20 protein-coding genes are annotated in these 23,079 nt (G+C 65.7%); 12 read left to right on the top strand and 8 right to left on the bottom strand.

The features are described from left to right. Nucleotides 1-14: 14 nt before the first annotated feature. From B843_RS00115 to B843_RS00125, 3 genes are all read left to right on the top strand, one after another. Nucleotides 15-3,749 carry a phosphoribosylformylglycinamidine synthase gene (locus B843_RS00115; protein ID WP_025251496.1) on the top strand — a complete coding sequence of 1,245 codons (3,735 nt, stop codon included), beginning with the start codon at nt 15-17 and terminating at the stop codon, nt 3,747-3,749. Nucleotides 3,750-3,909: 160 nt separating this feature from the next. Then, nucleotides 3,910-5,475 carry a CotH kinase family protein gene (locus B843_RS00120; protein ID WP_197020826.1) on the top strand — a complete coding sequence of 522 codons (1,566 nt, stop codon included), beginning with the start codon at nt 3,910-3,912 and terminating at the stop codon, nt 5,473-5,475. 33 nt (nt 5,476-5,508) lie between these two features. Then, nucleotides 5,509-5,991, top strand: coding sequence for a hypothetical protein (locus B843_RS00125; protein WP_034651248.1), 483 nt, complete (start codon nt 5,509-5,511; stop codon nt 5,989-5,991). Between the two features lie 27 nt (nt 5,992-6,018). Here B843_RS00125 and B843_RS00130 read toward each other — a convergent pair whose 3' ends face one another. Next, a complete protein-coding gene (locus B843_RS00130; RefSeq protein ID WP_025251499.1) occupies nt 6,019-6,453 on the bottom strand; it encodes an OsmC family protein in 435 nt (144 codons plus the stop codon). Nucleotides 6,454-6,504: 51 nt separating this feature from the next. Further along, entirely contained in the window at nt 6,505-7,713 is a 1,209-nt protein-coding gene (locus B843_RS00135; protein WP_025251500.1) for an alpha-amylase family glycosyl hydrolase, read from the bottom strand. A 236-nt stretch (nt 7,714-7,949) separates the two neighbouring features. On the opposite strand from B843_RS00135, the gene B843_RS00140 reads away from it, so the two are divergent. The 4 genes from B843_RS00140 to aldA all read left to right on the top strand — a co-directional run bounded on the left by B843_RS00140 (nt 7,950) and on the right by aldA (nt 12,377). Next, nucleotides 7,950-8,954, top strand: coding sequence for a sugar ABC transporter substrate-binding protein (locus B843_RS00140; RefSeq protein ID WP_449720061.1), 1,005 nt, complete (start codon nt 7,950-7,952; stop codon nt 8,952-8,954). Further along, nucleotides 8,951-10,021, top strand: a complete 1,071-nt coding sequence (locus B843_RS00145; RefSeq protein WP_025251502.1) for an ABC transporter permease — start codon at nt 8,951-8,953, stop codon at nt 10,019-10,021. Before B843_RS00140 ends, B843_RS00145 begins: the two co-directional genes overlap by 4 nt. Before the next feature lie 3 nt (nt 10,022-10,024). Further along, complete coding sequence (locus B843_RS00150) at nt 10,025-10,783, top strand: ATP-binding cassette domain-containing protein (protein ID WP_025251503.1); 759 nt, start codon at nt 10,025-10,027, stop codon at nt 10,781-10,783. Between the two features lie 208 nt (nt 10,784-10,991). Then, complete coding sequence (aldA, locus tag B843_RS00155; RefSeq protein WP_244877379.1) at nt 10,992-12,377, top strand: aldehyde dehydrogenase; 1,386 nt, start codon at nt 10,992-10,994, stop codon at nt 12,375-12,377. A 73-nt stretch (nt 12,378-12,450) separates the two neighbouring features. Here the strand turns inward: aldA and B843_RS00160 are convergent, their stop codons facing one another. The 4 genes from B843_RS00160 to B843_RS00180 form a co-directional block, all read right to left on the bottom strand. Further along, nucleotides 12,451-13,437: an HNH endonuclease gene (locus B843_RS00160; RefSeq protein ID WP_025251506.1), complete on the bottom strand. Its 987-nt coding sequence runs from the start codon at nt 13,435-13,437 to the stop codon at nt 12,451-12,453. A gap of 147 nt (nt 13,438-13,584) precedes the next feature. Then, nucleotides 13,585-14,043, bottom strand: a complete 459-nt coding sequence (locus B843_RS00165; protein ID WP_025251507.1) for a hypothetical protein — start codon at nt 14,041-14,043, stop codon at nt 13,585-13,587. Continuing rightward, entirely contained in the window at nt 14,040-15,551 is a 1,512-nt protein-coding gene (locus tag B843_RS00170) for a sodium/proline symporter (protein WP_025251508.1), read from the bottom strand. Before B843_RS00170 ends, B843_RS00165 begins: the two co-directional genes overlap by 4 nt. A gap of 332 nt (nt 15,552-15,883) precedes the next feature. Next, nucleotides 15,884-16,576 carry a hypothetical protein gene (locus tag B843_RS00180; protein WP_025251510.1) on the bottom strand — a complete coding sequence of 231 codons (693 nt, stop codon included), beginning with the start codon at nt 16,574-16,576 and terminating at the stop codon, nt 15,884-15,886. Nucleotides 16,577-16,667: 91 nt separating this feature from the next. Between B843_RS00180 and B843_RS00185 the strand changes: the two genes are divergently transcribed. The 5 genes from B843_RS00185 (at nt 16,668) to B843_RS00205 (ending at nt 21,976) form a co-directional block, all read left to right on the top strand. Then, nucleotides 16,668-17,192 (top strand): peptidylprolyl isomerase, encoded by a 525-nt coding sequence (locus tag B843_RS00185; protein WP_025251511.1) that lies wholly within the window; start codon nt 16,668-16,670, stop codon nt 17,190-17,192. A 99-nt stretch (nt 17,193-17,291) separates the two neighbouring features. After that, entirely contained in the window at nt 17,292-17,966 is a 675-nt protein-coding gene (locus B843_RS00190) for a rhomboid family intramembrane serine protease (protein WP_025251512.1), read from the top strand. A gap of 742 nt (nt 17,967-18,708) precedes the next feature. Continuing rightward, nucleotides 18,709-20,010, top strand: coding sequence for an MFS transporter (locus tag B843_RS00195; protein WP_051483413.1), 1,302 nt, complete (start codon nt 18,709-18,711; stop codon nt 20,008-20,010). A gap of 11 nt (nt 20,011-20,021) precedes the next feature. Then, complete coding sequence (locus tag B843_RS00200) at nt 20,022-20,993, top strand: glutathione S-transferase family protein (protein ID WP_025251513.1); 972 nt, start codon at nt 20,022-20,024, stop codon at nt 20,991-20,993. 5 nt (nt 20,994-20,998) lie between these two features. Then, on the top strand, nt 20,999-21,976 hold the full coding sequence (locus B843_RS00205) for a glutathione S-transferase family protein (RefSeq protein WP_025251514.1): 978 nt from the start codon (nt 20,999-21,001) through the stop codon (nt 21,974-21,976). A gap of 33 nt (nt 21,977-22,009) precedes the next feature. On the opposite strand, the gene B843_RS00210 is transcribed toward B843_RS00205, so the two are convergent. Then, entirely contained in the window at nt 22,010-22,603 is a 594-nt protein-coding gene (locus B843_RS00210) for an HAD family hydrolase (RefSeq protein WP_025251515.1), read from the bottom strand. 152 nt (nt 22,604-22,755) lie between these two features. Next, on the bottom strand, nt 22,756-23,022 hold the full coding sequence (crgA, locus tag B843_RS00215) for a cell division protein CrgA (protein WP_025251516.1): 267 nt from the start codon (nt 23,020-23,022) through the stop codon (nt 22,756-22,758). Nucleotides 23,023-23,079: the final 57 nt, after the last annotated feature.

Raw genomic sequence — 23,079 nt, forward strand, 5'->3', positions numbered from 1 at the left:
AGGTGACTAGGGTAATGGACGCACGTCTTGCAGTTCGCCGTAAACCACAATTCCGCGACGAGGAAGCCGCGTTGCGGGAGACCTTGAACAATCTCGATGGTGTCGCCCTAGATAGCGTCACCATTATTAATGTCTACGACGTCTTCGGCGCGGGTGAGGCGGACCTTGCCTCCTTGAAGGCCTCTGTCGTCGCCGACGAGCGCGTCGATCAAGTGCTCGTCGACGGAGAGCTTTCTTCGCTTATCGACGCTTCGCTGGCGGCCCTCGCCGTCGAGCCGCTGCCAGGGCAGTACGACCAGCGCGCGGATGCCGCGGAGCAGGCGCTGCGCCTGCTACAGCCGGACACCGCTGCCAGCATCTACTCGGGCGAGCTGTACCTGTTCGAGCCGGCCCCCAGCGCCGAGGCGCTGGCCGCCATCGAGAGCTACCTCATCAACCCGGTCGAGGCCGGCAAGAAGGACATGAACGTCCTGCGCCAGCCAGCCATGGGCGAGATCGAGCCGCTGGCGACCTACCCCGACTTCCTCGAGCTCGACGACGCCGGGCTGGAGGCCCTGCTCAAGAGCGTCGGCATGGCCATGAACCTGGCCGACCTCAAGGTCACCCAGGAGTACTTCCGCTCCGAGGGCCGCACCCCGACCGAGGTCGAGCTGTCCGCGTTGGACACCTACTGGTCCGATCACTGCCGCCACACCACCTTCAACACCGAGCTGACCAGCATCACCAACAGCGAGCCGACCTTCGGCCCGCTGCTTGACCGCGCGCTGGCGCGCTACGAGGAGCTGCGCGAGGCCAACGGCCGCACCGCCAAGCCGCGCACCCTCATGGACATGGGCACCATCATGGGCCGCGAGCTGCGCCGCACCGGCGTCATGGACGATCAGGAGGTCTCCGAGGAGATCAACGCCTGCTCCGTCTACGTCGACGTGGACCGCGCCTCGGGGGAGAAGGAACCGTGGCTGCTCATGTTCAAGAACGAGACCCACAACCACCCGACCGAGATCGAGCCCTTCGGCGGCGCCTCCACCTGCCTGGGCGGCGCGATCCGCGACCCGCTGTCGGGGCGTTCCTGGGTCTACCAGGCCATGCGCATCTCGGGCGCGGGCGACATCAACACCCCACGCAGCGAGACGATCGAGGGCAAGCTGCCCCAGGCCGACATCTCCACCCGCGCGGCCCACGGCTACTCCTCCTACGGCAACCAGATCGGCCTGGCCACCACCGGCGTCCGCGAACTGGTCCACCCTGGTTACGTCGCAAAGCGAATGGAACTCGGTGCGGTCGTCGCCGCGGCCCCGGTCGACAACGTCAAGCGCCTCGAGCCGCAGCCGGGCGACGTGGTGATCTACCTGGGCGGACGCACCGGCCGCGACGGCGTAGGCGGCGCCACCGGCTCCTCCAAGGCCCACGACGAGGAGTCGCTGGCGCGCTCCGGCGCCGAGGTGCAGAAGGGCAACCCGGTCAACGAGCGCAAGATCCAGCGCCTGTTCCGCCGCGCGGATGTCGCGCAGATGATCGTGCGCTGCAACGACTTCGGCGCGGGCGGCGTCTCCGTGGCGGTCGGCGAGCTGGCCGACTCCATCGACATCCACCTTGAGCGCGTCCCGCTCAAATACGCCGGCCTCAACGCCCGCGAGATCGCCATCTCCGAGTCCCAGGAGCGCATGGCCGTCGTCGTGCGCCCGGGGGATGCCGACGCATTCATTAAGGCCGCCGAGACCGAGAACATCGAGGCCGTGGCCCTGGCGGAGATCACCGACACCGGCCGCCTGCGCATGTTCATGGGCGAGGAGCTCGTCCTCGACCTCTCGCGCGAGTTCATCGAGACCAACGGCGCGCACCGCGAGCAGGCGGTCGAGCTCGTCGCGGCACCGGCCGCGGCACCGCGCGCGACCACCGGCATCCTGGAGTCGCTGGCGGCTGCGCCGTCGGGCTCCCAGGAGGGCATGATCGAGCAGTTCGACTCCACCGTCGGCCGTTCCACCGTGCTCATGCCCTACGGCGGCCGCACACAGAAGACCGACGAGCAGGCCAGCGTCCAGACCCTCCCGGTCCCCGGCGGCACCTCCACCGCGTCGGTGATGACCTGGGGGTACTCTCCGGTCAAGGCCGACGAGTCCCCGTTCCTCATGGGCGCGTACTCCGTGGTCGAGGCCCTGGCTAAGCTCACCGCCTCCGGCGCCGATCCGCGCGGGGCGTGGCTGAGTGTCCAGGAGTACTTCCAGCGCCTCGACCAGGACGCCGAGCGCTGGGGTGAGGTCACCCAGGCGCTGCTCGGGCTCCTCGAGGCCCAGGACGGTTTCCAGGTCGCGGCCATCGGCGGCAAGGACTCCATGTCCGGCACCTACGGCCACGACCTCCACGTCCCGCCGACGCTGGTGACCTTCGCCGTGGCGGCCATGGACGCCGCTCAGGCCGTCTCCGCCGCCATCCCGGCGGGCCAGCACGAGCTCTACCTCGTGCGCCACACCCCGCTGGCCGCGGGTGATCCCGACTACACGCAGCTGAGCGCCAATTTCGCCGCCATCCACGAGCTTGCCTCCCAGGGCAAGGTCGCCGCCGCCCAGGCCGTCACCGAGTCCGGGCTTGCGTCCGCGATCGTCAACATGGCGCTCGGCAACGAGCTCGGCTTCGCGGTCGCGCCGGGCGCGTCGCTCGAGGCGGCCATCGGCTCCGTCGTGGTGGCGGTCGCTGCTGGCACCGAGGTCGCAGGCGGGGAGTTGCTGGGTACTACCAGCGACAACGGCACCCTCGACTTCGGCACCGAGTCCTTCACCGTCGCGCAGGCGCTCGAGGCCCTCGAGTCCGGCTACCGCGAGGTGTACCCGCTCAACGTGACCTCCGAGTACGAGGGCGCGGACCAAGCTCTGCCGGAGTTCGCCGTGTCCCTGCCCGCCGAGGGCGCGGAGGCCATGGCTGCCGCGAACAAGGCCGAGGCCCACGTGCTGCTGCCGGTGTTCCCGGGCACCAACTCCGAGTACGACATGGCGGAGGCCTTCCAGGCCGCGGGCGCGACCACGGAGTTCCACGTGATCCGCAACCTCACGCCTGAGTTGTTGGAGCAGGACACCCGCGCGTTCATCGAGAAGCTTGCCGATCCCCAGACCAACATCCTGGCCTTCTCCGGCGGCTTCTCGCTTGGCGACGAGCCTGACGGCTCCGCGAAGTTCATCGCCGCGTTCTTGCGCTCGGAAGAGGTGGCCGAGGCCGTGAAGGCCTTCACCGCCCGCGACGGCCTCGTGCTGGGCATCTGCAACGGCTTCCAGGCGCTGGTCAAGTCCGGCTTCCTGCCGTACGGCGACCCCGCCAAGCAGACCGAGGATTCCCCGACGCTGGCCCATAACCGCCAGCTGCGCCACATCTCGCGCATCGCGGAGACCCGCGTGGCCACCGCGCCGGGTGTCTCCCCGTGGCTGTCCACCTTCGAGCCGGGCCAGCGCCAGTTGATCCCGGTTTCCCACGGCGAGGGCCGCTTCGTGGTCAGCGAGGAAGAAGCCAAGGCGCTGTTCGCCGCGGGCCAGGTGGCCTTCCAGTACGTCGATGCGGAGGGCACCCCGACCATGGAAGCACCCGCCAACCCGAACGGCTCCTCCTACGGCATCGAGGGCATCATCTCCGCCGACGGCCGCATCCTCGGCAAGATGGGCCACCCGGAGCGCTTCCGCGACGGGCTCATGCGCAACATCCCGGGCATTGCGTCCCAGGACATCTTCGCCAACGCCGTGAACTACATTCGGGGCAAGGCGTAGGAGAGCTGTTCCCGCGCCCACCGAAACGCTGAGGTGTTCGGTGGGCGCGCAGGAAACTCCAAGAATCCTCTCACCCAAATCGACGTTGAGGCCCATGGAATGGGCAGAATGTCGGGGTTAACTTCCTTTCATTGAAGTCAAGGCAATGAGAGGAACACGAATGGCTAAGCCTGTAAGCCTGCGAAGGAAGGCCCTCGCGGGCATCTTTGCGTCCGCGATGGTGGTGAGTGTCGCCGCCTGCAGCACCGACCCGATCGTTTCGAACACGAGCTCCGCATCCTCGGAGTCCGCGCTGGCCGGGACCACCGACGTGGGCAAGGACAGCGCCGACCTGTTCGATGCGTCCGCCAGCCACACGATCTCGCTCAACATCAGCCAGGATGACATCGACAAGATCCTCGAGGCCTACAAGAATGACGATGAGAAGACCTGGGTGAGCGCGGACATCACCATCGACGGCACCGAGATCAAGAACGTCGGCGTGCGGCTGAAGGGCAACTCCTCGCTCATGTCGCTGAGCGGAAACACCCCTGGCGGCGGGCAGCCCCCGCAGGGGCAGGCCAACCAGGACCAGGCGGCCACCGACGAAGCGTCGGCAAGCGACAACAACAACGCCGCGAACCCCCCGCAGGGGATGGGAAACCGCTCGGGAAGCACCATCGATGCCAGCGACCCGACGACGCTGCCGTTGCTCATCAAGTTTGATAAGTACGTGGACGGCCAGCTCTATCAGGGCATGTCCGAGCTGTCCTTGCGTTCCGGTATCCCGTCGCTCAACGAGGCGACCGCCCTGTCTGCGCTGTCCATGACGGATCAGGCCACCCAGCGCTACTCCTACGTGACCTACTCGGTCAACGGCGGCAGCACCCTGACCCGCATCGTTCTGGAGACCCCCGACGAGTACTACGCCGCGCGCCTCGGCGACGGCATCCTGTACAAGGCCGACGCCTCCAGCTCCCTGACCTACCAGGGTGACGACGAGGACACCTACACGGACCAGTTCAAGCAGCAAAACGGCGACGACAACGAGCAGCCCATCATCGACTTTGTGAAGTGGCTCGACTCCGCCGACGACCAGGAGTTCGAGGACAACCTGGACAAGTACGTCGACGTGGAGAGCCTGGCGAAATACATTGCGACGCAGAACCTGCTCGTCAACTCCGACGACATGGCTGGCCCGGGCCGCAACTACTACCTCTGGTACGACAACAGCACGAAGAAGCTGTCCGTTCTTGCCTGGGACATGGACATGTCGATGCAAGGAAACGCTGAGCTCAGCCCCGACTCCACCGCCTCGATGGGCATGGGCGGCGGGAAGCCTGAACAGACACCTGGCGCGCAGGCAGCGGCTGGCCAAACTGACCAACAGACGTCCACCGACCAGCAGGCGCCCACCGAGCAAACGGATCAAAACGGTCAGCAGGCCGCGCCGGGTGGAAAGAGCGGCGGCATGTCTACAGGCGCCGACACGCTCAAGGAGCGCTTCCTCGCCTCCTCGAAGTTCAAGGCGATCTACGAGCAGCAGTACTGGGAGCTCTACGACCAGCTCTACGGCAACGGCGCGCTCGCGGGCGTCGTGGACCAGCTGCGCACCCAGATGCCCGCCACCGACGGGCTGAGCCAGGACGAGATCAACACCGACGCCGACACGCTGGCCAGCTTCATTCAGCAGCGCACCGACTACCTGGCGTCGCAGCGGACCGCGTCGACCAGCTCCGCTTCCTAGCTAGCGGGGACATCCCTCCGGATAATGGGGAGCATGGAGATCTCAGAACCCTTCGTGTTCCCCGCCCACGTCGCCATTGCCATTCGGGAGGATGTGCCCATCGTAGAGGTCGGCGACTTTTTCTCACGGTCCTATGAGCTACTCGGTGAGGTGCTAGGCCGCGCGCAGGCCGTACCGGTGGCAGTGCGCGGTTACTATTTCTCGGCCCCGAGCGCCACCCTCGACGTCACCGCAGCCTTTGTCATTGATCCGGCCGCGCGCACCCGGGTCGCTGAGTTGGTGCCAGAGTACTCGTCTCGCGGGGTGGAGATCCTAGAGTTCGCTGAGACCCGGGCGATCAAGACCGAGTTGACCGGCGGCTACGAGCAGCTCGGTGGGGCTTGGGGCGAGTTCTGCACGCTCATCGCGCGGGCCGGGTACGAGGCGGGGGAGTGGACCTGCGAGGACTACCTCACCATGCCTAGCGAGGTACCCGTCGACGAGGTCCGCACGGACCTCTACTCGGCGATCATCTAACCTTCTTATTGCACGCAATAAGAACGCCTAGGCGTTGAGATCTGTGAAGGTCACCTCGGTGGGGTGTTCCACCGTGCGCGAGACGGTGCAGTCCTTGTCGTGGGAAATGGCGATCAGTCGTCCGACCATCGACTGGGCCTGGCGGCCCTCGGGGGTGTCGGGGAAGGTGACGTCGAAGCCGAGGCGCACCGAAGAAAGCCGGGATGCTCCTTGTTCGCTGACGCGATCGCCCTCGGCGTGGACGCTGAACGCCTCGGACTCGGCGCGCCTGCCGGTGACGACGTCGACATCAATGGAGGAGCACCCGGCGATCGCGGCGAGCAGCAGCTCGACCGGGGAAAGCAGCCCCTCGCCTTGTCCGAACTCGACGCTGTCACCAGCTGCGTTGGTGGCCTTGTAGTGGGTGGGGCCGATGCGGGTGAGGTCGACGGCATATGTCTTGACCACTTCTGGTTTATTCATAGGGCCATTATGACTCCCCGCTGACGTCGGCGGATGACGTCCTCGAATTCCTCACCGCGCGAGTTTGCCGTTGCCCGTAGCCCGGTACGCCCACAGCACCGCGCCGAAGGGGTCGGTGATGGTCGCCTGCGCCGGGCCGCTGATGTCGAGCGAGACGAAGAGCTCCCGGTCGCCGCTGAAGCTGCGGTAGGTGATCGACTCGTTGGCGATGTCGGTCACCTCCGTGCGGGATTCGATGAGCCACGCTTGCGCGCGTCGTAAAGCGATCAGCGCCTTGTACGCGTTCGTTACCTCGTTCGGCTCCGGCGTCGAGGGGAAGGCTGGCCGGATGGCGTCGTCGCCGCGGAAGCGCTCCTCCTTGAGCCCCTCGAAGCCCAGCTCGTCGCCGTAGTAGACGCTCGGGATGCCGCCCACGGTGAACAAGATGGTGGCGGCGAGCAAAGCCTTGTCGCGGCCGACCTGCGTGGCGATGCGCGTGACGTCGTGGTTGCCGATGAACGTTTGCGGCACGAAGGCGTCGAGGAACTCGTTGTGGCGGCCAAGCGTCCACTCGAGCTCGAAGAAGTTGGCCTCCTTCAGCGAGGACCACGTCGCCTTCCACAGCTCGTACTCGGTGAGTGTGTCCATCCCGGACTCGGCGACGATCGCCGCGTAGTCGCCGTGGATGACCTCGCCCAGGATGAGCGCGTCGGGGTGTTCCTTCTTTACCGCTGCGAGCACCGGCGCCCAGAACTTTGGCGAGACGGAGTAGGCGGCGTCGAGCCGCCAGCCGGAGATCCCCTGGTCGAGCCAGTGGTTCATGACGGAGACCACGAACTCGGCCACCTCCGGCAGCGCGTGGTCGAAGCGCTTGAGGTCGCCGTGGCCCTCGAATACCTCGCTGGAATCTAGCAGCTCTGGCCGCACAAACGAGGCAGCGGCGTGCGAGAAGACGCCGTCGAAGATCACCTTGATGCCGCGCTCGTTGCAGGCGTTGATGAGACGGCGCATGTCCTCGTTGGTGCCGAGCCGGCGGTCCACCGCGAAGTAGTCGATCGTGTCGTAGCCGTGGGTGGCGGACTCGAACACGGGGCCGAGCAGGAGCCCGTTGAGGCCGAGGCCGATGAGGTAGTCGAGCTGCTCGATCAACAGGTTCAGCCGCGGCGGCTGGTCGGTGCCGGGGCCGCGGTCCCAGATCGGCGCCCCGCAAAAGCCCAGCGGGTAGACGTGCCAGAACATGACGTGATTGGCCCAGGCGGGCAGCGAGGTCGGTGCGCTCATACTTATCAAGAATAGTTCCCCACTTGCATTTGCTTGTCGACGCTACGCGCCTGATCCCCTACCCATGGGGGAGGAAATGGCCCGCTAGCTGAATGCAAAAAGTGGAAAATTACCCACGTTTGGCCAGCGATGTTTTTCACAGCTTTCGGTTCTTTACACCCAGCTTAACAACACTTAATCGATAAACTTGCAGGTCAGATGGTTTGACCGCACTGGGGGTAGTGGGCGACTATGCAATTGTGAAAAAACTTTCCCGGACACTAAAGACGGCCGCTGCCGGCGTTCTCGTGGCAGTGCTCAGCGCCTGCTCCTCCACGGGTGGCTCCCCCACTTCGAACAATGAAAGCGGCACCGCTGGCGGCGTGGACACCCCCCGCTACGTGGTGGCCATGGTCACCCACGGCGCGCCGGGAGATACCTACTGGGATCTCGTCCGCAAGGGCGCCGAGGACGCGGCGAAGAAGGACAACATCGAGCTGCGCTACTCCAGCGACCCGCAGGCGCCGAACCAGGCGAACCTGGTGCAGTCGGCCATCGACTCCCAGGTTGACGGCATCGCCGTGACCCTGCCGAACGCCGATGCCATCGGCCCAGCGGCGAAGAAGGCCGTCGACGCGGGCATCCCGACCGTCGGCCTCAACGCCGGCATGGACGCCTACCAGAACTACGGCATCTCCGCGTTCTTCGGCCAGGAGGAGAAGGTCGCCGGCACCAAGGCGGGCGAGCGCCTGGCTGGCGAGGGTGCCAAACACGTCGTGTGCGTGATCCACGAGCAGGGCAACTCCTCCCAGGAGTCGCGCTGCGCCGGGCTTGCCGACGGGCTGAAGGCCTCCGGCGGTCAGGTCGAGACGCTCTACGTCAACGGCCAGGACCTCACCGCGGCCCAGGCCACCATGCAGGCCAAGCTGTCGCAGGACGCAACCATCGACTGGGTCATGGGCCTGCAGGCACCTGTTGCCATGCGCGCCATCGACGCGGTCAAGCAGGCGAACTCCACCGCCAAGATCGCCACCTTCGACACCAACTCCGAGCTCGTGGACGCCATCGCCGACGGCCGCATCGCCTGGGCCGTCGACCAGCAGCCCTACCTCCAGGGCTACATGGCGATCGACGCCCTGTGGCTGGCCAAGCGCAACGGCTCCACCATCGGTGGCGCCCGCCCGGTCTACACCGGTCCTAGCTTCGTCGACTCCTCCAACGTGGCCACCATCTCCGAGGCCGCGAAGGCGGGTCTTCGATGAGCGACGCGGCGGATCTAGGCGAAAAGCCTTTGGCCGTCGACAAGCAAGAAAACGGCGAGGACCGCCTGCGGACCCGCTCGGGGCTGTCCCAGCTCATCCGGCGCCCGGAACTGGCCAGCCTGCTCGGCGCCATCCTCATCTTCGTGCTGTTTTTCACCGTGGCGCCCGCGTTTCGCTCGCTCGACGCCGTCTCCACGGTGTTCTACGCCAGCTCGACGCTCGGCATCGTGGCGCTGGCCGTGGGCCTGCTCATGATCGGCGACGAGTTTGACTTAAGCTCCGGCGTGGCGGTGACCTCCTCGGCGCTGGCCGCGACGATGCTCAACTACAACCTGCACCTCAACGTGTGGGTGGGCGCGGCGATCGCGCTGGCGATGTCGCTGGGGATCGGCGCGCTCAACGGCTACCTCGTCACGCGCACCGGTATCGCCAGCTTCCTCATCACGCTGGCGGCGTTCCTCATGCTGCAGGGCCTCAATCTCGCCGTGACCAAGTTGGTGACGGGGCAGGTGGCCACGCCCTCGATCGCGGACATGGCGGGCTTCGATTCCGCGCACGCCGTGTTTGCTGGAACGGTTCACATCGGCTCGGTGAGCGTGCGCGCGACCGTGTTCTGGTGGCTGGGCTTCGTCGCGCTCGCGTCGTTCCTGCTCTACAAGACGCGTTTTGGAAACTGGATCTTCGCGGTCGGCGGCGACCAGGCGGCCGCGCGCGCCGTGGGCGTGCCGGTGCGGCGCACGAAGATCACGTTGTTTATGTTCGTCGGCTTCGCGGCGTGGTTCGTGGGCATGCACACGCTGTTCGCGTTCGATTCCATCCAGGCGGGCCAGGGCATCGGCAACGAGTTCCTCTACATCATCGCGGCCGTCATCGGCGGCTGCGCGCTCACCGGCGGCCGCGGTACGGCGCTGGGCACCGCGATCGGCGCGCTCATCTTCGGCATGACCAACCAGGGCATCGTTTACGCGGGCTGGAACCCGGACTGGTTCAAGTTCTTCCTCGGCGCGATGCTGTTGTTCGCCGTCTTCACCAACACCTCGTTCGCCAACCTCACCAGTAAGCGTTAAGCCATGCCGATCATCGAACTAAAAGAAATCACGAAATCCTACGGCAGCTTCGACGCGCTGCGCAAGGTCGACCTGTCCGTCTCCGCGGGCGAGGTCACGTGCGTGCTCGGCGACAACGGCGCGGGCAAGTCGACGCTGATCAAGGTGCTCGCCGGGTTGCATCAGGCCACCAGCGGGCAGTTGCTTATCGACGACCAGCCTACGGTGCTCACCAGTCCCCGCGACGCGCTCGACCACGGGATTGCTACCGTCTACCAGGACCTGGCGGTCGTGGGGTCGATGTCGGTGTGGCGGAACTTCTTCCTCGGCCAGGAGCTCACCGGGCGCTTCGGGACCTTGAGGACCGACGAGATGAAGCAGATCACCCGCGAGCAGCTGCTCACGATGGGCATCGACCTGCCCGACGTGGACGTGGAGGTCGCGAGCCTCTCCGGAGGCCAGCGCCAGGTGGTGGCGATCGCCCGCGCCGTGTATTTCGGCGCGCGGGTCATCATCCTCGACGAGCCGACCGCCGCGCTCGGCGTGAAGCAGTCGGGCATGGTGCTGCGGTTCATCGCGGCCGCCCGCGACCGCGGCATCGGCGTCGTGCTGATCACGCACAACCCGCACCACGCCTACCTCGTCGGCGACCACTTCACCATCCTCAACCTAGGTCGCCAGATCCTCGATGCACCGAAGTCGGAGGTAACCCTCGAGGAGCTCACCCGGCAGATGGCCGGTGGGGGAGAGCTCGACGCGCTCAGCCACGAGCTGGCGCGCTAGCCCCGCCGACAAGCGCCCGTGTCCAGCTCTAGGACGCGGGCGTTTTTTCATGCGAACGCTCACGCCTTCCTAGCGTGATCGGGATCGCGGGAGGATAATCGAGTGAAGTGGCTAACATTTAGCCCTTCACGACGGCTCAAGATAAGGAGCATCCAAGACCACCACTTATCGCAACTACATAAACGGCGTCTTCGTCGCGGCCCCCGCGCTGCAGGACGTCACGAACCCGTCCAACGGCGAGCTGCTCGCGCAGACTCCGGCGTCGGACGCCGAGGCTGTCGACCAGGCGGTCGCCGCCGCCAAGGCCGCGCAGAAGGAGTGGGCCGCGCGCTCGGCGATCGAGCGCGCGGGGTACCTCACCGCGATCGCGGCCGAGCTGCGCAAGAACATCGATCGCTTCGCGGACTACCTCGTCAAGGAGCAGGGCAAGATCCGCGCGCTGGCCACGGTGGAGGTCACCTTCACGGCCGACTACCTCGATTACATGGCGGGTTTTGCACGCCGCATCGAGGGCGAGGTCATCCCGTCCGACCGCAAGAACGAAATGATCTTCTTGACCTACCAGCCGCTCGGCGTGGTCGGCGGCATCCTGCCGTGGAACTTCCCGTTCTTCCTCATCGCCCGCAAGATGGCCCCGGCGCTGCTCACCGGCAACACGATTGTGCTCAAGCCGTCGGCCGAGACCCCGATCAACGCCTTCGAGTTTTGCACGCTTGTCGACGCCGTTGGCTTGCCGGCCGGAGTCTTCAACATGGTCGGCGGGTCGGGCCGGGTCGTCGGCGAGGCCATGACCACCCACCCGGACATCGACATGATCTCCATGACCGGCTCGGTGGGCACCGGCAAGCGCATCATGGCGCAGGCGGCCGACACGCTCACCCGCGTGAACCTCGAACTCGGCGGCAAGGCTCCGGCCATCGTTCTCGAAGACGCCGACCTTGAGCTCGCGGCTACCGCCATCTGGAACTCGAGGGTCATCAACACGGGGCAGGTGTGCAACTGCGCGGAGGTCATCTTGGTCCAGGAGTCCGTCCACGATGCGCTCGTCGATAAGCTCGTCAGCAAGTTCGAGGCGACCCGCTACGGCGACACCTCCGCCACCGACGAGCTCGACATGGGCCCGCTGATCACCGCGCAGGCCCTGCGCGACATCGACGGCATGGCCAAGGACGCCGTCGCGGCCGGCTGCACCGTGGCCACCGGTGGTGGGCCCGCCACCGACAAGGGGCCGGGCAACTTCTACCAGCCGACCATCCTCACCGGCGCGACCCGCGACATGGGCATCGCGCGCGAGGAGATCTTCGGGCCGGTGGCGCCGATCGTGAAGGTCAAAGACCTCGACGAGGCCATCGAGATCGCCAACGCCTCCGAGTACGGGCTGACGTCTTCGATCTTCACCAACGACCTCAACAAGGCGCTCAAGGCGTCGCGCGAGCTGCTCTACGGCGAGACCTACATCAACCGCGAGCACTTCGAGGCGATGCAGGGCTTCCACGCCGGGCGCCGCAACTCCGGCATCGGCGGTGCCGACGGCAAGCACGGCATCATGGAGTTCGTGGAGACACACGTGACCTACGTCCAAGGTCAGGAGTAGGCAGGCGTTTTTGGGCATGGCTGTGGGGCGCGTTGGCGTGTGCCAGCGCGCCTTTTCGGCGTTGTTGGGGGTGTTAGTGGTACACGCGGCGGACTGTGCCGTCGACGCGTTCTAACCGGCCGCGGGTGCCAGGTGCTGCCGGGTCATCGTCGTTGACCCCGTTGTGGTACGCGCAGCAGGTTGTCAGGTTCGAGCTGGTGGTGTGCCCACCGTACTGCCACGGCAGGAGGTGATGAACCTGGCACTCATCAGCAGGCTTGTTGCACCCTTCCCACGCACAGGTCGGGTTTTCCACCGCCGCCAACACCCGCTGCTTGGTGTTGGCAAACCGCTTCGACCGCACCAAGTCCACTGGTCCTTCGACCGGGTGGATCAGCGCGAACCCCCAGTGGTCATCCAGCCTGGCGCCGACGATCTCACAACTAGTACGTGTCACCCCGTCGGAGCAGGAAAACACGGTCTCGTCCCCGGTACCGTCTAACACCGTGTCGGCTTTGTCTAGGGGGATGGTGACAATCGGGCGCAGGATCGTTTCCACCGATCTTCCACCGGTGACTGCTTGATGCAATGCATCGACGGGGTCGTCGGCGTTTTTGACCGGGTCGTACAAGCTGGCGATGATGGCGGCGGGTCCGGTGATCCGCATCGACCAGAGTTGGTCACTGTACCGGCTCACCGACACCCCTAGTTTCCTGGTGCGGGGTGTGGCAAGTTCTACGAGCAGGGTAAGGCCGCGTTTTTTGATCTGCTTCGGATTACCCTTTGTGTGGCATAGAAGGCGGCGCAGCTGCCATTTCTTGCGGCTGCTTTTGACCCTTTTGGCTAGTTTCTCGATGACGATAAGCGTGTCGAGGCTGTGGTGGTTGTCCTCGATGGCCTTCGCGCAGATGACTGCCGCTGGGTCGGTGGTGGACCCGTAGACCGCGGTGAGGGCATACAAGGTGGCGGCGGTGTCGTGGGGGAGGAGGTGAAAAAGTTCTGCGCGGCTTTTCCCGGTGGCTGCGCGGATGAGCCCCATGGGGGCTTTCAAAAGCGCGGCGAGGGTGTCAAGCGGATTCATGCCCCGAAAGCTAACAACCCACCCAACACCCGGCAACCCCCGAAATCTCAACACGCCGATTTCTGTGGATAACCCCACCAGAGGAAAAGTTATCCACAGAAAACGGCGCCTTTCCAACGCCCGCCGCGCGCACCGGACACCGATGTGCTAGGGGCTCGTCGCGGCGAAGCGACCGGTCACACCGTCCACCAAAACCCTGCGCCCGCCCGCCTCGAACAGCCAGTTCGGCTTGTACAGCGGGTCGATGACCTCCGCCACCTCCAGCTCGATGCGCGAGGCCAGCTTCCAGGTCTTGCGCAGGCGCAGGGAGACCACGCCGTAGGCGTCGGAAAGCAACTGCCTTCTAGGCAGCGAGGAAACCTCCTGCAACACGGCGTGTTCGGGAACCGGCACCAGCGTCCACGGGTCGGATGTCTGCGCGCGGCCGGTTTGCTTGTCCACGATCGCGTGGGCGAGGCAACCCAGGAGCCGCCGCGCCGGGCCTCGGGCACCCGTCACCGAAAACACCGCGCCGAGCAGGGGATAGGCGTACAACACGCCCGAACTGGCGGGCGCGCCCGCGATCGCGGCGGCCTCGTACTCGTCGACGAGGATCGGCAGCATCATGGGCGCGGCATCTGCAGCAGCAGCTGGGCGTCCTCGCTCGAGGAGCCGGCGGCGAGCTCCATGGCGCGGACCACGCCGCCGGGCACGGGGTGGGTGCGCTGCGAGGCCAGCGAGCCTGCCACCATCGCCAGCGTGGAGGCACCGAGGCCCGCGACCATCGGGTCGAGCCCGGTGGCGTCGGTGAGCCCCACGATGTCCCACGAGACGCTGGCCACGGCGCCGGCGATCATGGACGCGAGCGCGCCGACCGCGTTGGCCTTCTTCCACCACACGGCGCAGATGTAGGCGGGCGCGAACGAGCTGCCCAGGATGGTCGTGGCGTAGATGGCCATGGCGAACACGCTCGGCGGCTGCCACAGCGCCAGCCCCACCGCGCCCAGGCTCATGACCAGCACGGTCGCGCGCGAGACGGTCACAAGCGCGCGGTCGGTGTAGGTGGCGGGGATGAATCGGCCGAGCAGGTCGCGCGAGACGATCGTCGAGGCCTGCAGGAGCAGGGCGTCGGCGGTGGACATGATCGCCGCCATCACCGCGGCCATGACGATGCCGACGGCGAAGGTCGGCAGCACCGCCTTCGACACCTCGAACAGCGCGAGCTCCGGGTTGTCAAGCCCCGGCACGATGAGAAGGGCCATGACGCCGATGAGGTAGGGGCTTGGGATGAACAGGAAGTTAAAGATCATCGAGTACACCGACGCCTTGCGCACCACGTGCGGCGAGCGCATCGCCATGTGCGATACCACCACGTGCGGCCAGCCCATGTAGCCGATCGAGAAGATCAGCAGCGCGCCCAGGATGATCCCCCATTGGCCCTGGTACTGCAGGTTAGCGCCGAACATGGAAAGCAGGTTTGCATTTTGCTTGCCGACGGCTACGTTTCCGGCCTCAAGGCCCCCGACGTGGCTCAGGGTGGCGATGAGGATCCACACCATGCCCACCACCATGATGATGGCCTGGACGCAGTCGGTGTAGGCCACCGCCAGGTAGCCGCCCAGGAAGGTGTAGGCGATGATGATGCCCGCGGAGACGAGGAGCGCGGCCTCGAAGTTGATGCCGGTGACCGCCGAAAGCCCGGAGCCGCCCGCCACGAACTGGGCGAGGAGGTAGAGGAAGAGGCCGAACAAGGCGATGATGGCCGCGACGAGGCGCACCCAGCCCGAGGCGTAGCGGTGGCCGAGGTACTCGATCGAGGTGATCGAGCCGAACAGCTGCGAGAGCCTGCGCATGCGTCGGCCGATGGTGGACAGGTTCAAGACGCCGCCGCCGAGGTCGCCGAGCGCGTACCACATGCCGAAATAGCCCTGGGTGTAGCCGAGCGAACCGGCGCCGAGGAACATGTAGCCGGACATCGACGAGGACTGCAGGCGCAGCGCGGTCACGGCCGGGCCGAGGCTGCGGCCGGCGAGGAGGAAGTCCTCCTGCGTGTCGGAGGACCGGCGCGCGGCCCACACGCCGATGGCGAGCATGAGCAGGAAGTAGCCGGCGAGGAAGGCGATCGCGGTGTTCACTGCTCCTCCTCCGCGGCCCAGTCGCGGCTGACAAACATGAACACCGCGGTGTACAGGATCCAGAAGATGCCCACGGCACCCAAGATGGCGACGGTGAGAAGGGGAAGTCCAAACATGAAAAAGAAGCCCCGCGAGGGTAGAAAATATGACGTAGAGCACGTCTCGCGCTCGGGCTTCATCTTGCCCGCCCGCCCGATTCCCGGGCAAGATTCTTGATGCATCAAGATTGAAAGCACAGGTCACGGGCACCCCCGGGACCGGTCGGCGGGGGCCGATAGGCGTCGGAAAGCGAAAAACGGCGCCCCGTGATGGGGCGCCGCTGCGACCTCAGCCTAGTCTTCGGCCTGGTGCTTGTTGAGCTGCTCCTCGAGCGAGTCGAGCAGCTCCTCGTCGCGCTCGGTCACGCCCTCCTCAGGCGAGGCGACCTTGGCCTCGTCTTCGTCCTCGGTCGGGGTCTGGGTGGAGTAGACGAGGCGGGAGTCGGGGTAGTCCTCCACGCGCGGCGGCTCGGCCTCGACGGCCTTCTTGCGCTTGCCGAGCACCACGTAGACGACGGCCGCGATGGCGGCGAGAACGGCGCCCACGAGGCCGACCTGGGCGACGCGGGCGCCCACGCCCGGCTTCTGCTTGCGGCCGAGCTTGGCATTGAGCTTCTTCTCGGTCTGCGCCACGAGCTTTTTGGCGTCCTTGGGGGCCTGCTTGCGCGCCTTCTTCAGAGAGGCGCTGGCCTCCCTGACCACCTCGTCGCGGCGGGCCTCGGCCTGGGCGCGGGCGGCCTCGAGGCGCTTGCGGTACTGGTCGGACAGCGTGGCGACCTGCTTGGACGAGTCCTGGTAGAAGCCCGCGACGTTCTCCTGGCCCTTGCGGACCGACTGGGCTACCGAGTCCGCCACGGAGTCGTAGGAGTCGGCCGCCTTGAGCAGCGCCTCGTAGGTCTCGCTGGTCTTGCGATCACGGTAATCTGCGTAGGTGTCATAGGCCTTCTTGGCCACGGTGATGGCACCGCGGATCGTGCTGGAATCCATGAGCGTCTCCTCGGTTTCGGTGTGTTTAAAAATAGGGTGCTTAATTACCCAGCGTAGCGAGCTTTCGCATTCCTTGCCTAAGATAGAACCCATGAGTTTTAAGACTGCTACCGCAATCATGCACACGAACCGCGGTGACATCACGATCGAGCTGTTCGGCAATCACGCGCCGAAGACGGTCGAGAACTTCGTCACCCTGGCCGACGGTTCCGCCGACTACCGCACCCCGAACGCCCAGGGCACCAACGAGGGCCCGTTCTACGACGGTGCGATCTTCCACCGCGTGATCGACGGGTTCATGATTCAGGGCGGCGACCCGACCGGCACCGGCCGTGGCGGCCCCGGCTACCAGTTCGCCGACGAGTTCCACCCGGAGCTGCGCTTCGACCGCGCCTACCTGCTGGCCATGGCGAACGCGGGCCCGGGCACCAACGGTTCCCAGTTCTTCATCACCGTTGTTCCCACCCCGCACCTGAACAACCACCACACCATCTTCGGTGAGGTCACCGACGCCGAGTCCCAGAAGGTCGTCGACGCCATCGCCTCCACCGCCACCGATCGCATGGATCGCCCGGTCGAGCCGGTCGTGATCGAGTCCATCGAGATCACCGAGTAATTCTCGGCGCTTCGTGACCGAAGCGCGCGAAAGCCCCAGGAACCAGCGGAGGTTTCTGGGGCTTTTCCTGTCTCACACCGCACCCCAAGGAGGCCCCGCGTGACGCTCAACCAGACCCTTGCCCGGCAGACCCGCGGCGCGCCGGGCACGGTGGGGATCTGCATCGCCACGGTCGCCGTGTTTATCGCGACGGCGGCGCAGTCGGGCTCGGTGGCGGAGAACCTGTCGTTCTCCGCGCTGGCCGACTCGTGGATCCTGTTCGCCCCGGTCATGCACGACCCGCTCAACCTCCTGCGCGCGGTGGGGGCGATGTTCCTGCACGTGGGCCCGGCACACCTCGTGATGAACACGATCATGATCTTCTTCCTCGGCCGCGAGGTCGAGCGCTACCTAGGCACGGCGATGTTTCTCGCCGCGTACTTCATCAGCGGGGTGGGAGCCTCGCTCATGGTGATGGTCGCCGACCCGCTCGCGCCGACCGCGGGGGCCTCGGGCGCGCTCTACGGGCTCATGGCGGTCTTGCTGGTCATCGCCATGCGCACCCGCGCCGACGTGCGCGCCCCGCTCGCGCTCATCGCGGTCAACCTGGGGTACTCGTTCATCGCCAGCGGCGTCTCGCTGTGGGGGCACGTCGGCGGGCTCGTCGCGGGCGCGTTGGTGTCGTGGCCCTTGGTCGCGGGGCGGAAGGCGTTGCTCGTGGTCTTCTTCGTTGCCGAGTGGGCGGGCATTTGGTACGTCGGCACGCACTTGGGGCATCAGGCTATCGGGTTGTGAAAAACTCGTGCGGTCGCGTCTCCCGTGATTGAGCGGGAGGCGCTTTTTGTGCTTGTCGACGCTTCGCTGGTGATACCCCCGGGGAGTGTATCCACAGGCGGGCTGGGACGGGCGACGTCCTCATCAAGCCCGGATGCTTTACTCGGGCCGGATGTGAATCGAGAAAGCTTCGTCATTCACAGGTTATTCACCGAAGATACACATTCTTGTGGAGCGCGCGCGGCGGATGTGGACAACCGAGATTATCCACAGGAGTTATCCACACTGTGGATAATTACACGGCTGGAAATACATTCTTGTAATTCGAATTTGACACTGTGGAGTTGTCTGCGAACTGGGCGTTTATCAGAGCATTCGAACAAAGCCGCAGGTGGGGAAGAAGTGCACAACGTCATCCACAGGCTGTGCATAAACCCTGTGGATGACGCGGCGGGGGAGTTTTCTACAGGTTTGTGCACAGCCTGTGGATAACTCGTCCCCTGTGGAGTGCACAGCGGTGGATGGCGAGTATGGCGGGGAAGGGATAGTGGTGCGGGGTCGATCGTTGGCTTCGCCAATGAATGAGGGGGAGGGGGTATGCCCGCGGGGCCGCTAGGTGATGTGTCACAAAGGTGTGATGAAGTCGACTTTTTCAAAGGCTTCCGATTGCGGCGGCCGGAGCGTAGTGTTCTTGGGGTCTCATGATAGACAGCTAGGTCTATCACTTATGAACAAATTAGTTTAGAAACGGAATGTGAATCCCATGTCCCAGCAGGTCATCGACAAGGTGGACGCCGCTCCCAGCAACAAGAAGGTGGGCGGGGCGCTCATCGGCTCCGCCATGGAGGTCTTCGACTGGTCGGTCTACTCCACCTTCGCCGCCTTCTTCGCCGTCTCCTTCTTCGGTTCGGGAGGCAGTGACAACCAGGCGTTTATCAACTCGCTCATCGTCTTCGCCGTCGGCTTCATCGCGCGACCGATCGGGTCGTTGTTGTTCGGCTACATCTCAGACAAGCGCGGCCGGCGCGTCTCGCTCTTCCTCACCTCGCTGACCGCGCTCATCGGCACCACGCTGCTGGCCGCGGCACCCACCCACGCGCAGGTGGGCGTCGGCGCGGCGATCGTGCTGGTCGTCGCCCGCGTCATTCAGGGCATCGCCCACGGCGGCGAACAGCCCGCCGCCGGTGCCTACGTCGCCGAGCGCTCGACCAAGGACAACCGCGGGGCGCTGTCCAGCCTCATCTACGTCTCCATCATGGTCGGCGGACTCATCGCCACGCTGCTCGGTGCGGTGCTGACCTCCTCGGTGGGCAAGGAGGGGCTCGTCGATTGGGCCTGGCGCGTGCCGTTCATCGTCGGCGGCCTCGGCAGCCTCGCGGCCCTGTACTCGGTGTGGCGGCTCAACGATACCGAGGTCTTCGAGGAGGCCACACAAGACGCGGTCCGCCCGAACGTGTGGAAGGAGATGGCGCGCTCGTGGCGCCCGTCGCTGCAGATCATCGGGCTGACCCTCGGCATCACCATCGCCTTCCAGAACTGGGCTGCCATCTCCGGCTTCCACATCTCCGTGCTCAAGGCCAACCCGACCCACACCATGTGGACCGCCGTCGCCGCCAACCTGCTCGCAATCATCGCCCTGCCGCTGTGGGGCAAGCTCTCCGACCGCATCGGCCGCAAGCCGGTCCTCTACATCGGGTTCGTCGGTATCGCGCTTTCAACCTACGTGTTCATGCGCTACCTCGACGGCTCCTGGCAGCACATGCTCGTTGCCATGGGGGTCTCCCTCATCTTGCTGTCCGGGCCGCTGGCTATCCTGCCTGCGCTCATGGCCGAGCTGGTTCCCACCTCGATCCGTACCATCGGGGTTGGGTTCAGCTACGCGCTGGCCACCGCCATCTTCGGCGGCACCGTTCCGGCGCTCCAGGCCTGGATCGGCGACCGCTGGAGCCCGCAGGCCTTCGGCGTCTACGTCACGCTCGCCGTGATCGTGTCGCTGCTGGTCACCCTCACCATCCCAGAAACCCGCGGCAAGGACATCGCCGCCGAGGCGACCACCGAATCCTAGAGGAGGAAACCATGGGCGTCGACAAGCAAAAAGCAGACCACCTGGCCAAAGAAGTAGGAGCAAAGGGCGAGTTCAAGCGCCAGAGCAACCGGTTTACGGCGCCTTTTGCCGCGGAGGCGGGGAAGTATCGGCTCATCGTGGGCAAGCTGTGCCCGTGGGCGCACCGCCAGCTCATCGTGCGCGAGGTCCTAGGGCTCGAGGACGCGATCAGCGTCGGCGTCGTCGACCCGATCCGCGGCGAGCGCTCGTGGGAGTTCAACCTCGACGAGGGTGGGGTGGATCCGGTGCTCGGCATCCACGAGCTGCGCGAGGCGTACCTCGCCGCCGATCCCGACTTCGACGGCCGGCCGACCGTGCCCGCCGTCATCGACATCGAAAGCGGAAAGGTAGTCAACAACGACTACCACGAGCTGTCGCACTACTGGGAGACCACGTGGCGCCCCTTCCATGCCGAGGGCGCGCCGGACCTCTACCCCGAGCGGCTGCGCGCGGAGATGGACGAGCTGGCCGACTTCATCTTCCACAACATCAACAACGGCGTGTACAAGTGCGGCTTCGCGCGGACCCAGGAGGCCTACGAAGAGGCCTACCACGTGCTGTTTTCCGCGCTGGACGCGATCGAGGAGCGGCTTGGCAGCCGCCGGTTCCTCTTAGGCGACCGCATCACCGACGTCGACGTGCGCCTGTTCGTGACCCTCGTGCGCTTCGACGCCGCCTACCACGGGGCCTTCCACTGCAACCGCCAGCGGCTCACCGAATTCCCCAACCTCTGGGGCTACGCCCGCGACCTGTACCAGACCAAGGGGTTCGGCTCGACCACCGACTTCGACCACATCAAGCGCCACTACTACTCCATCCCGGTGGTGCGCAGCCAGTTCGGCATCACCCCGGTGGGCCCGGACGAGTCCGGCTGGCTCACCCCGCACGGCCGCGAGGCGCTCTCGCGGACCCCGGAAAAGATTTACTACGACTTCAAGGACTAACAATCATGGGAATCAGCGAACGCACCAAGGAAACCGACGGACACGGCGGATTTACCCGCCAGCAGAACTCCTTCACCACCCCCTTCGGCGACGGCGAGGGCGAGCTGCCCGTCGAGGCGGGCCGCTACCGGCTCATCGTGGCCAAGATCTGCCCCTGGGCGCACCGCCAGCTCATCGCCCGCGAGCTGCTCGGGCTGCAAGACGCGATCAGCGTCGGGGTCGCGGGCCCGCGGCGCACGCTCAACGGCTGGCGCTTCTACCTCGACGAGGGCAACAAGGACCCGGTGCTCGGAATCGAGTACCTCATCGAGGCCTACGAGGCCGCCGACCCCACCTACTCCAAGCGCGGCACCGTGCCCGCCATCGTGGACGTGACCACCGGAAAGGTGGTCAACAACAACTATCACCGCATGACCAACGAGCTGGAGGTCAAGTGGGAGAAGCTCCACGCGCCAGGCGCCCCCGACCTCTACCCGGCGGACAAGCGCGAGCAGATCGACGAGTTCAACGAGTGGCTGTTTAACAACGTCAACAACGGCGTGTACAAGTGCGGCTTCGCCACCACGCAGGCCGCCTACGACGCGGCCCACGACAACCTCTTCGCCGCGCTCGACAAGCTGGAGGAGTGCCTGGCCACGAAGCGCTTCCTCTGGGGCGACTACATCACCGACTCCGACATCCGCCTGTACGTCACGCTCGCCCGCTTCGACGCCGCCTACTACGGTGGGTTCAAGGCCAACCGCCAGCGGCTCGTGGACTTCCACCACCTGTGGGACTACGCCCGCGACCTCTATCAGACCCCGGGCTTCGGCTCGACCACCGACTTCGAGGCCATCAAGGAGGGCTACTTCGGCGGCGAGGGCGTCATCGGGGAGGGCGAGCCCATCATCCCGAAGGGGCCGGACCAGTCCGGGTGGGAGCTGCCGCACGATCGCGCGCGCCTGTCGAGCGACCCGGACAACAAGTTCCTCGCCAAGTCCTAGGGCGCGTGGCCGTAGGCGTCGACAAGCAAGGTGCTAGGCGAGGGCGTCCGTGATGGATTGCACGCCCGTGTAGTGAACGGCGCGGAGGCCGAAGGCGCGGGCGGCCTCGACGTTGCCGAGGGTGTCGTCGAAGAAGATCGTCTCCGACGGCTTGGTGCCTAGGTCCGCGACCGCGCGGGCGTACGCCGCGTGATCGGGCTTCACGGCGTGGATGTCGCAGGAGAAGGTCACCGAGTGGAACTCCTTGAACCAGGCATGCTTGTCGACGAGGCCTTCGGCGAGCACGTGCGGGATGTTGGAGAGCACGCCCACGGTGTGGCCCTGCGCGATGAGCTCGCGGACGAGCGAAACCGCGTCCTCGTGGGGGATGAGCAGGGTGTCCTTCTCGGCCTGGATGGCCTCCTCGATGGGGAAATCCTCGAGCCCCGCGGTGCGTGCGACGGTGGCCCACCACTCCTGGTCGGAGATCGCGCCCAGGTCCAGCGGCTCGCGCAGCCGGTGGTAGGCGTCCCAGAGTGCGTCGCGGTGGTTCTCGTCCACGCCAAGCCGCTTGTCGACGTCCCGCCGGACGCCATCGGTGCGGTGCTTGATGAGGACTCCGTAGAGGTCGAAGAGCAAGTTAGCCATGGCCCCAGTCTAAGCCGAAACCCAATAAAACAAAAGGAATCGGAACTAATTAAACATTGTCGCGTCGTGTTTCCCGATAAGGCGGGGCGGTGGGCATGGGAAAAGGCCGCCTGCGATGCAGACGGCCCTGGCTTGGTGGCGGAGGCTGTGGCTTAGCGCCAACCCATGGTCATGAGCAGACCCAGGATGAACGCGCCGAATCCGACGGCGTAGTTCCACGGACCCAGGTTGGTCATGAGTGCGATGTCCTCGCCAGCGAGGTAGTTGACGATCAGCCACGCGAGCCCCACCAGCATGAGGCCGAACATGATGATCTTGTACCACATCGGGGTGCCGGAGGAGTTGATCTTGACCGGCGTGCGGTTGCTCGCGCTCGAGGAGTGCGGGACGGAGCTCGCGGAGATCTTTGACTTTGGCATAACAATCCTTCAGGGATACGCGTAAAAAACTGAATTCAGTTGGTGTAAGGGACAATA

The organism is Corynebacterium vitaeruminis DSM 20294, from assembly GCF_000550805.1.
Lineage (GTDB): Bacteria > Actinomycetota > Actinomycetes > Mycobacteriales > Mycobacteriaceae > Corynebacterium > Corynebacterium vitaeruminis.

What these genes read in the sequence shown, in the direction of transcription:
- B843_RS00185 (WP_025251511.1), top strand. Translation starts at nt 16,668, where the DNA reads ATGAGTTTTAAGACTGCTACCGCAATCATGCACACGAACCGCGGTGAC.
- B843_RS00200 (WP_025251513.1), top strand. Translation starts at nt 20,022, where the DNA reads ATGGGCGTCGACAAGCAAAAAGCAGACCACCTGGCCAAAGAAGTAGGA.
- B843_RS00165 (WP_025251507.1), bottom strand. Translation starts at nt 14,043, where the DNA reads ATGATGCTGCCGATCCTCGTCGACGAGTACGAGGCCGCCGCGATCGCG.
- B843_RS00150 (WP_025251503.1), top strand. Translation starts at nt 10,025, where the DNA reads ATGCCGATCATCGAACTAAAAGAAATCACGAAATCCTACGGCAGCTTC.
- B843_RS00115 (WP_025251496.1), top strand. Translation starts at nt 15, where the DNA reads ATGGACGCACGTCTTGCAGTTCGCCGTAAACCACAATTCCGCGACGAG.
- B843_RS00130 (WP_025251499.1), bottom strand. Translation starts at nt 6,453, where the DNA reads ATGAATAAACCAGAAGTGGTCAAGACATATGCCGTCGACCTCACCCGC.
- B843_RS00195 (WP_051483413.1), top strand. Translation starts at nt 18,709, where the DNA reads ATGTCCCAGCAGGTCATCGACAAGGTGGACGCCGCTCCCAGCAACAAG.
- B843_RS00125 (WP_034651248.1), top strand. Translation starts at nt 5,509, where the DNA reads ATGGAGATCTCAGAACCCTTCGTGTTCCCCGCCCACGTCGCCATTGCC.
- B843_RS00205 (WP_025251514.1), top strand. Translation starts at nt 20,999, where the DNA reads ATGGGAATCAGCGAACGCACCAAGGAAACCGACGGACACGGCGGATTT.
- B843_RS00210 (WP_025251515.1), bottom strand. Translation starts at nt 22,603, where the DNA reads ATGGCTAACTTGCTCTTCGACCTCTACGGAGTCCTCATCAAGCACCGC.
- B843_RS00145 (WP_025251502.1), top strand. Translation starts at nt 8,951, where the DNA reads ATGAGCGACGCGGCGGATCTAGGCGAAAAGCCTTTGGCCGTCGACAAG.
- B843_RS00180 (WP_025251510.1), bottom strand. Translation starts at nt 16,576, where the DNA reads ATGGATTCCAGCACGATCCGCGGTGCCATCACCGTGGCCAAGAAGGCC.
- B843_RS00160 (WP_025251506.1), bottom strand. Translation starts at nt 13,437, where the DNA reads ATGAATCCGCTTGACACCCTCGCCGCGCTTTTGAAAGCCCCCATGGGG.
- B843_RS00135 (WP_025251500.1), bottom strand. Translation starts at nt 7,713, where the DNA reads ATGAGCGCACCGACCTCGCTGCCCGCCTGGGCCAATCACGTCATGTTC.
- crgA (WP_025251516.1), bottom strand. Translation starts at nt 23,022, where the DNA reads ATGCCAAAGTCAAAGATCTCCGCGAGCTCCGTCCCGCACTCCTCGAGC.
- B843_RS00120 (WP_197020826.1), top strand. Translation starts at nt 3,910, where the DNA reads ATGGCTAAGCCTGTAAGCCTGCGAAGGAAGGCCCTCGCGGGCATCTTT.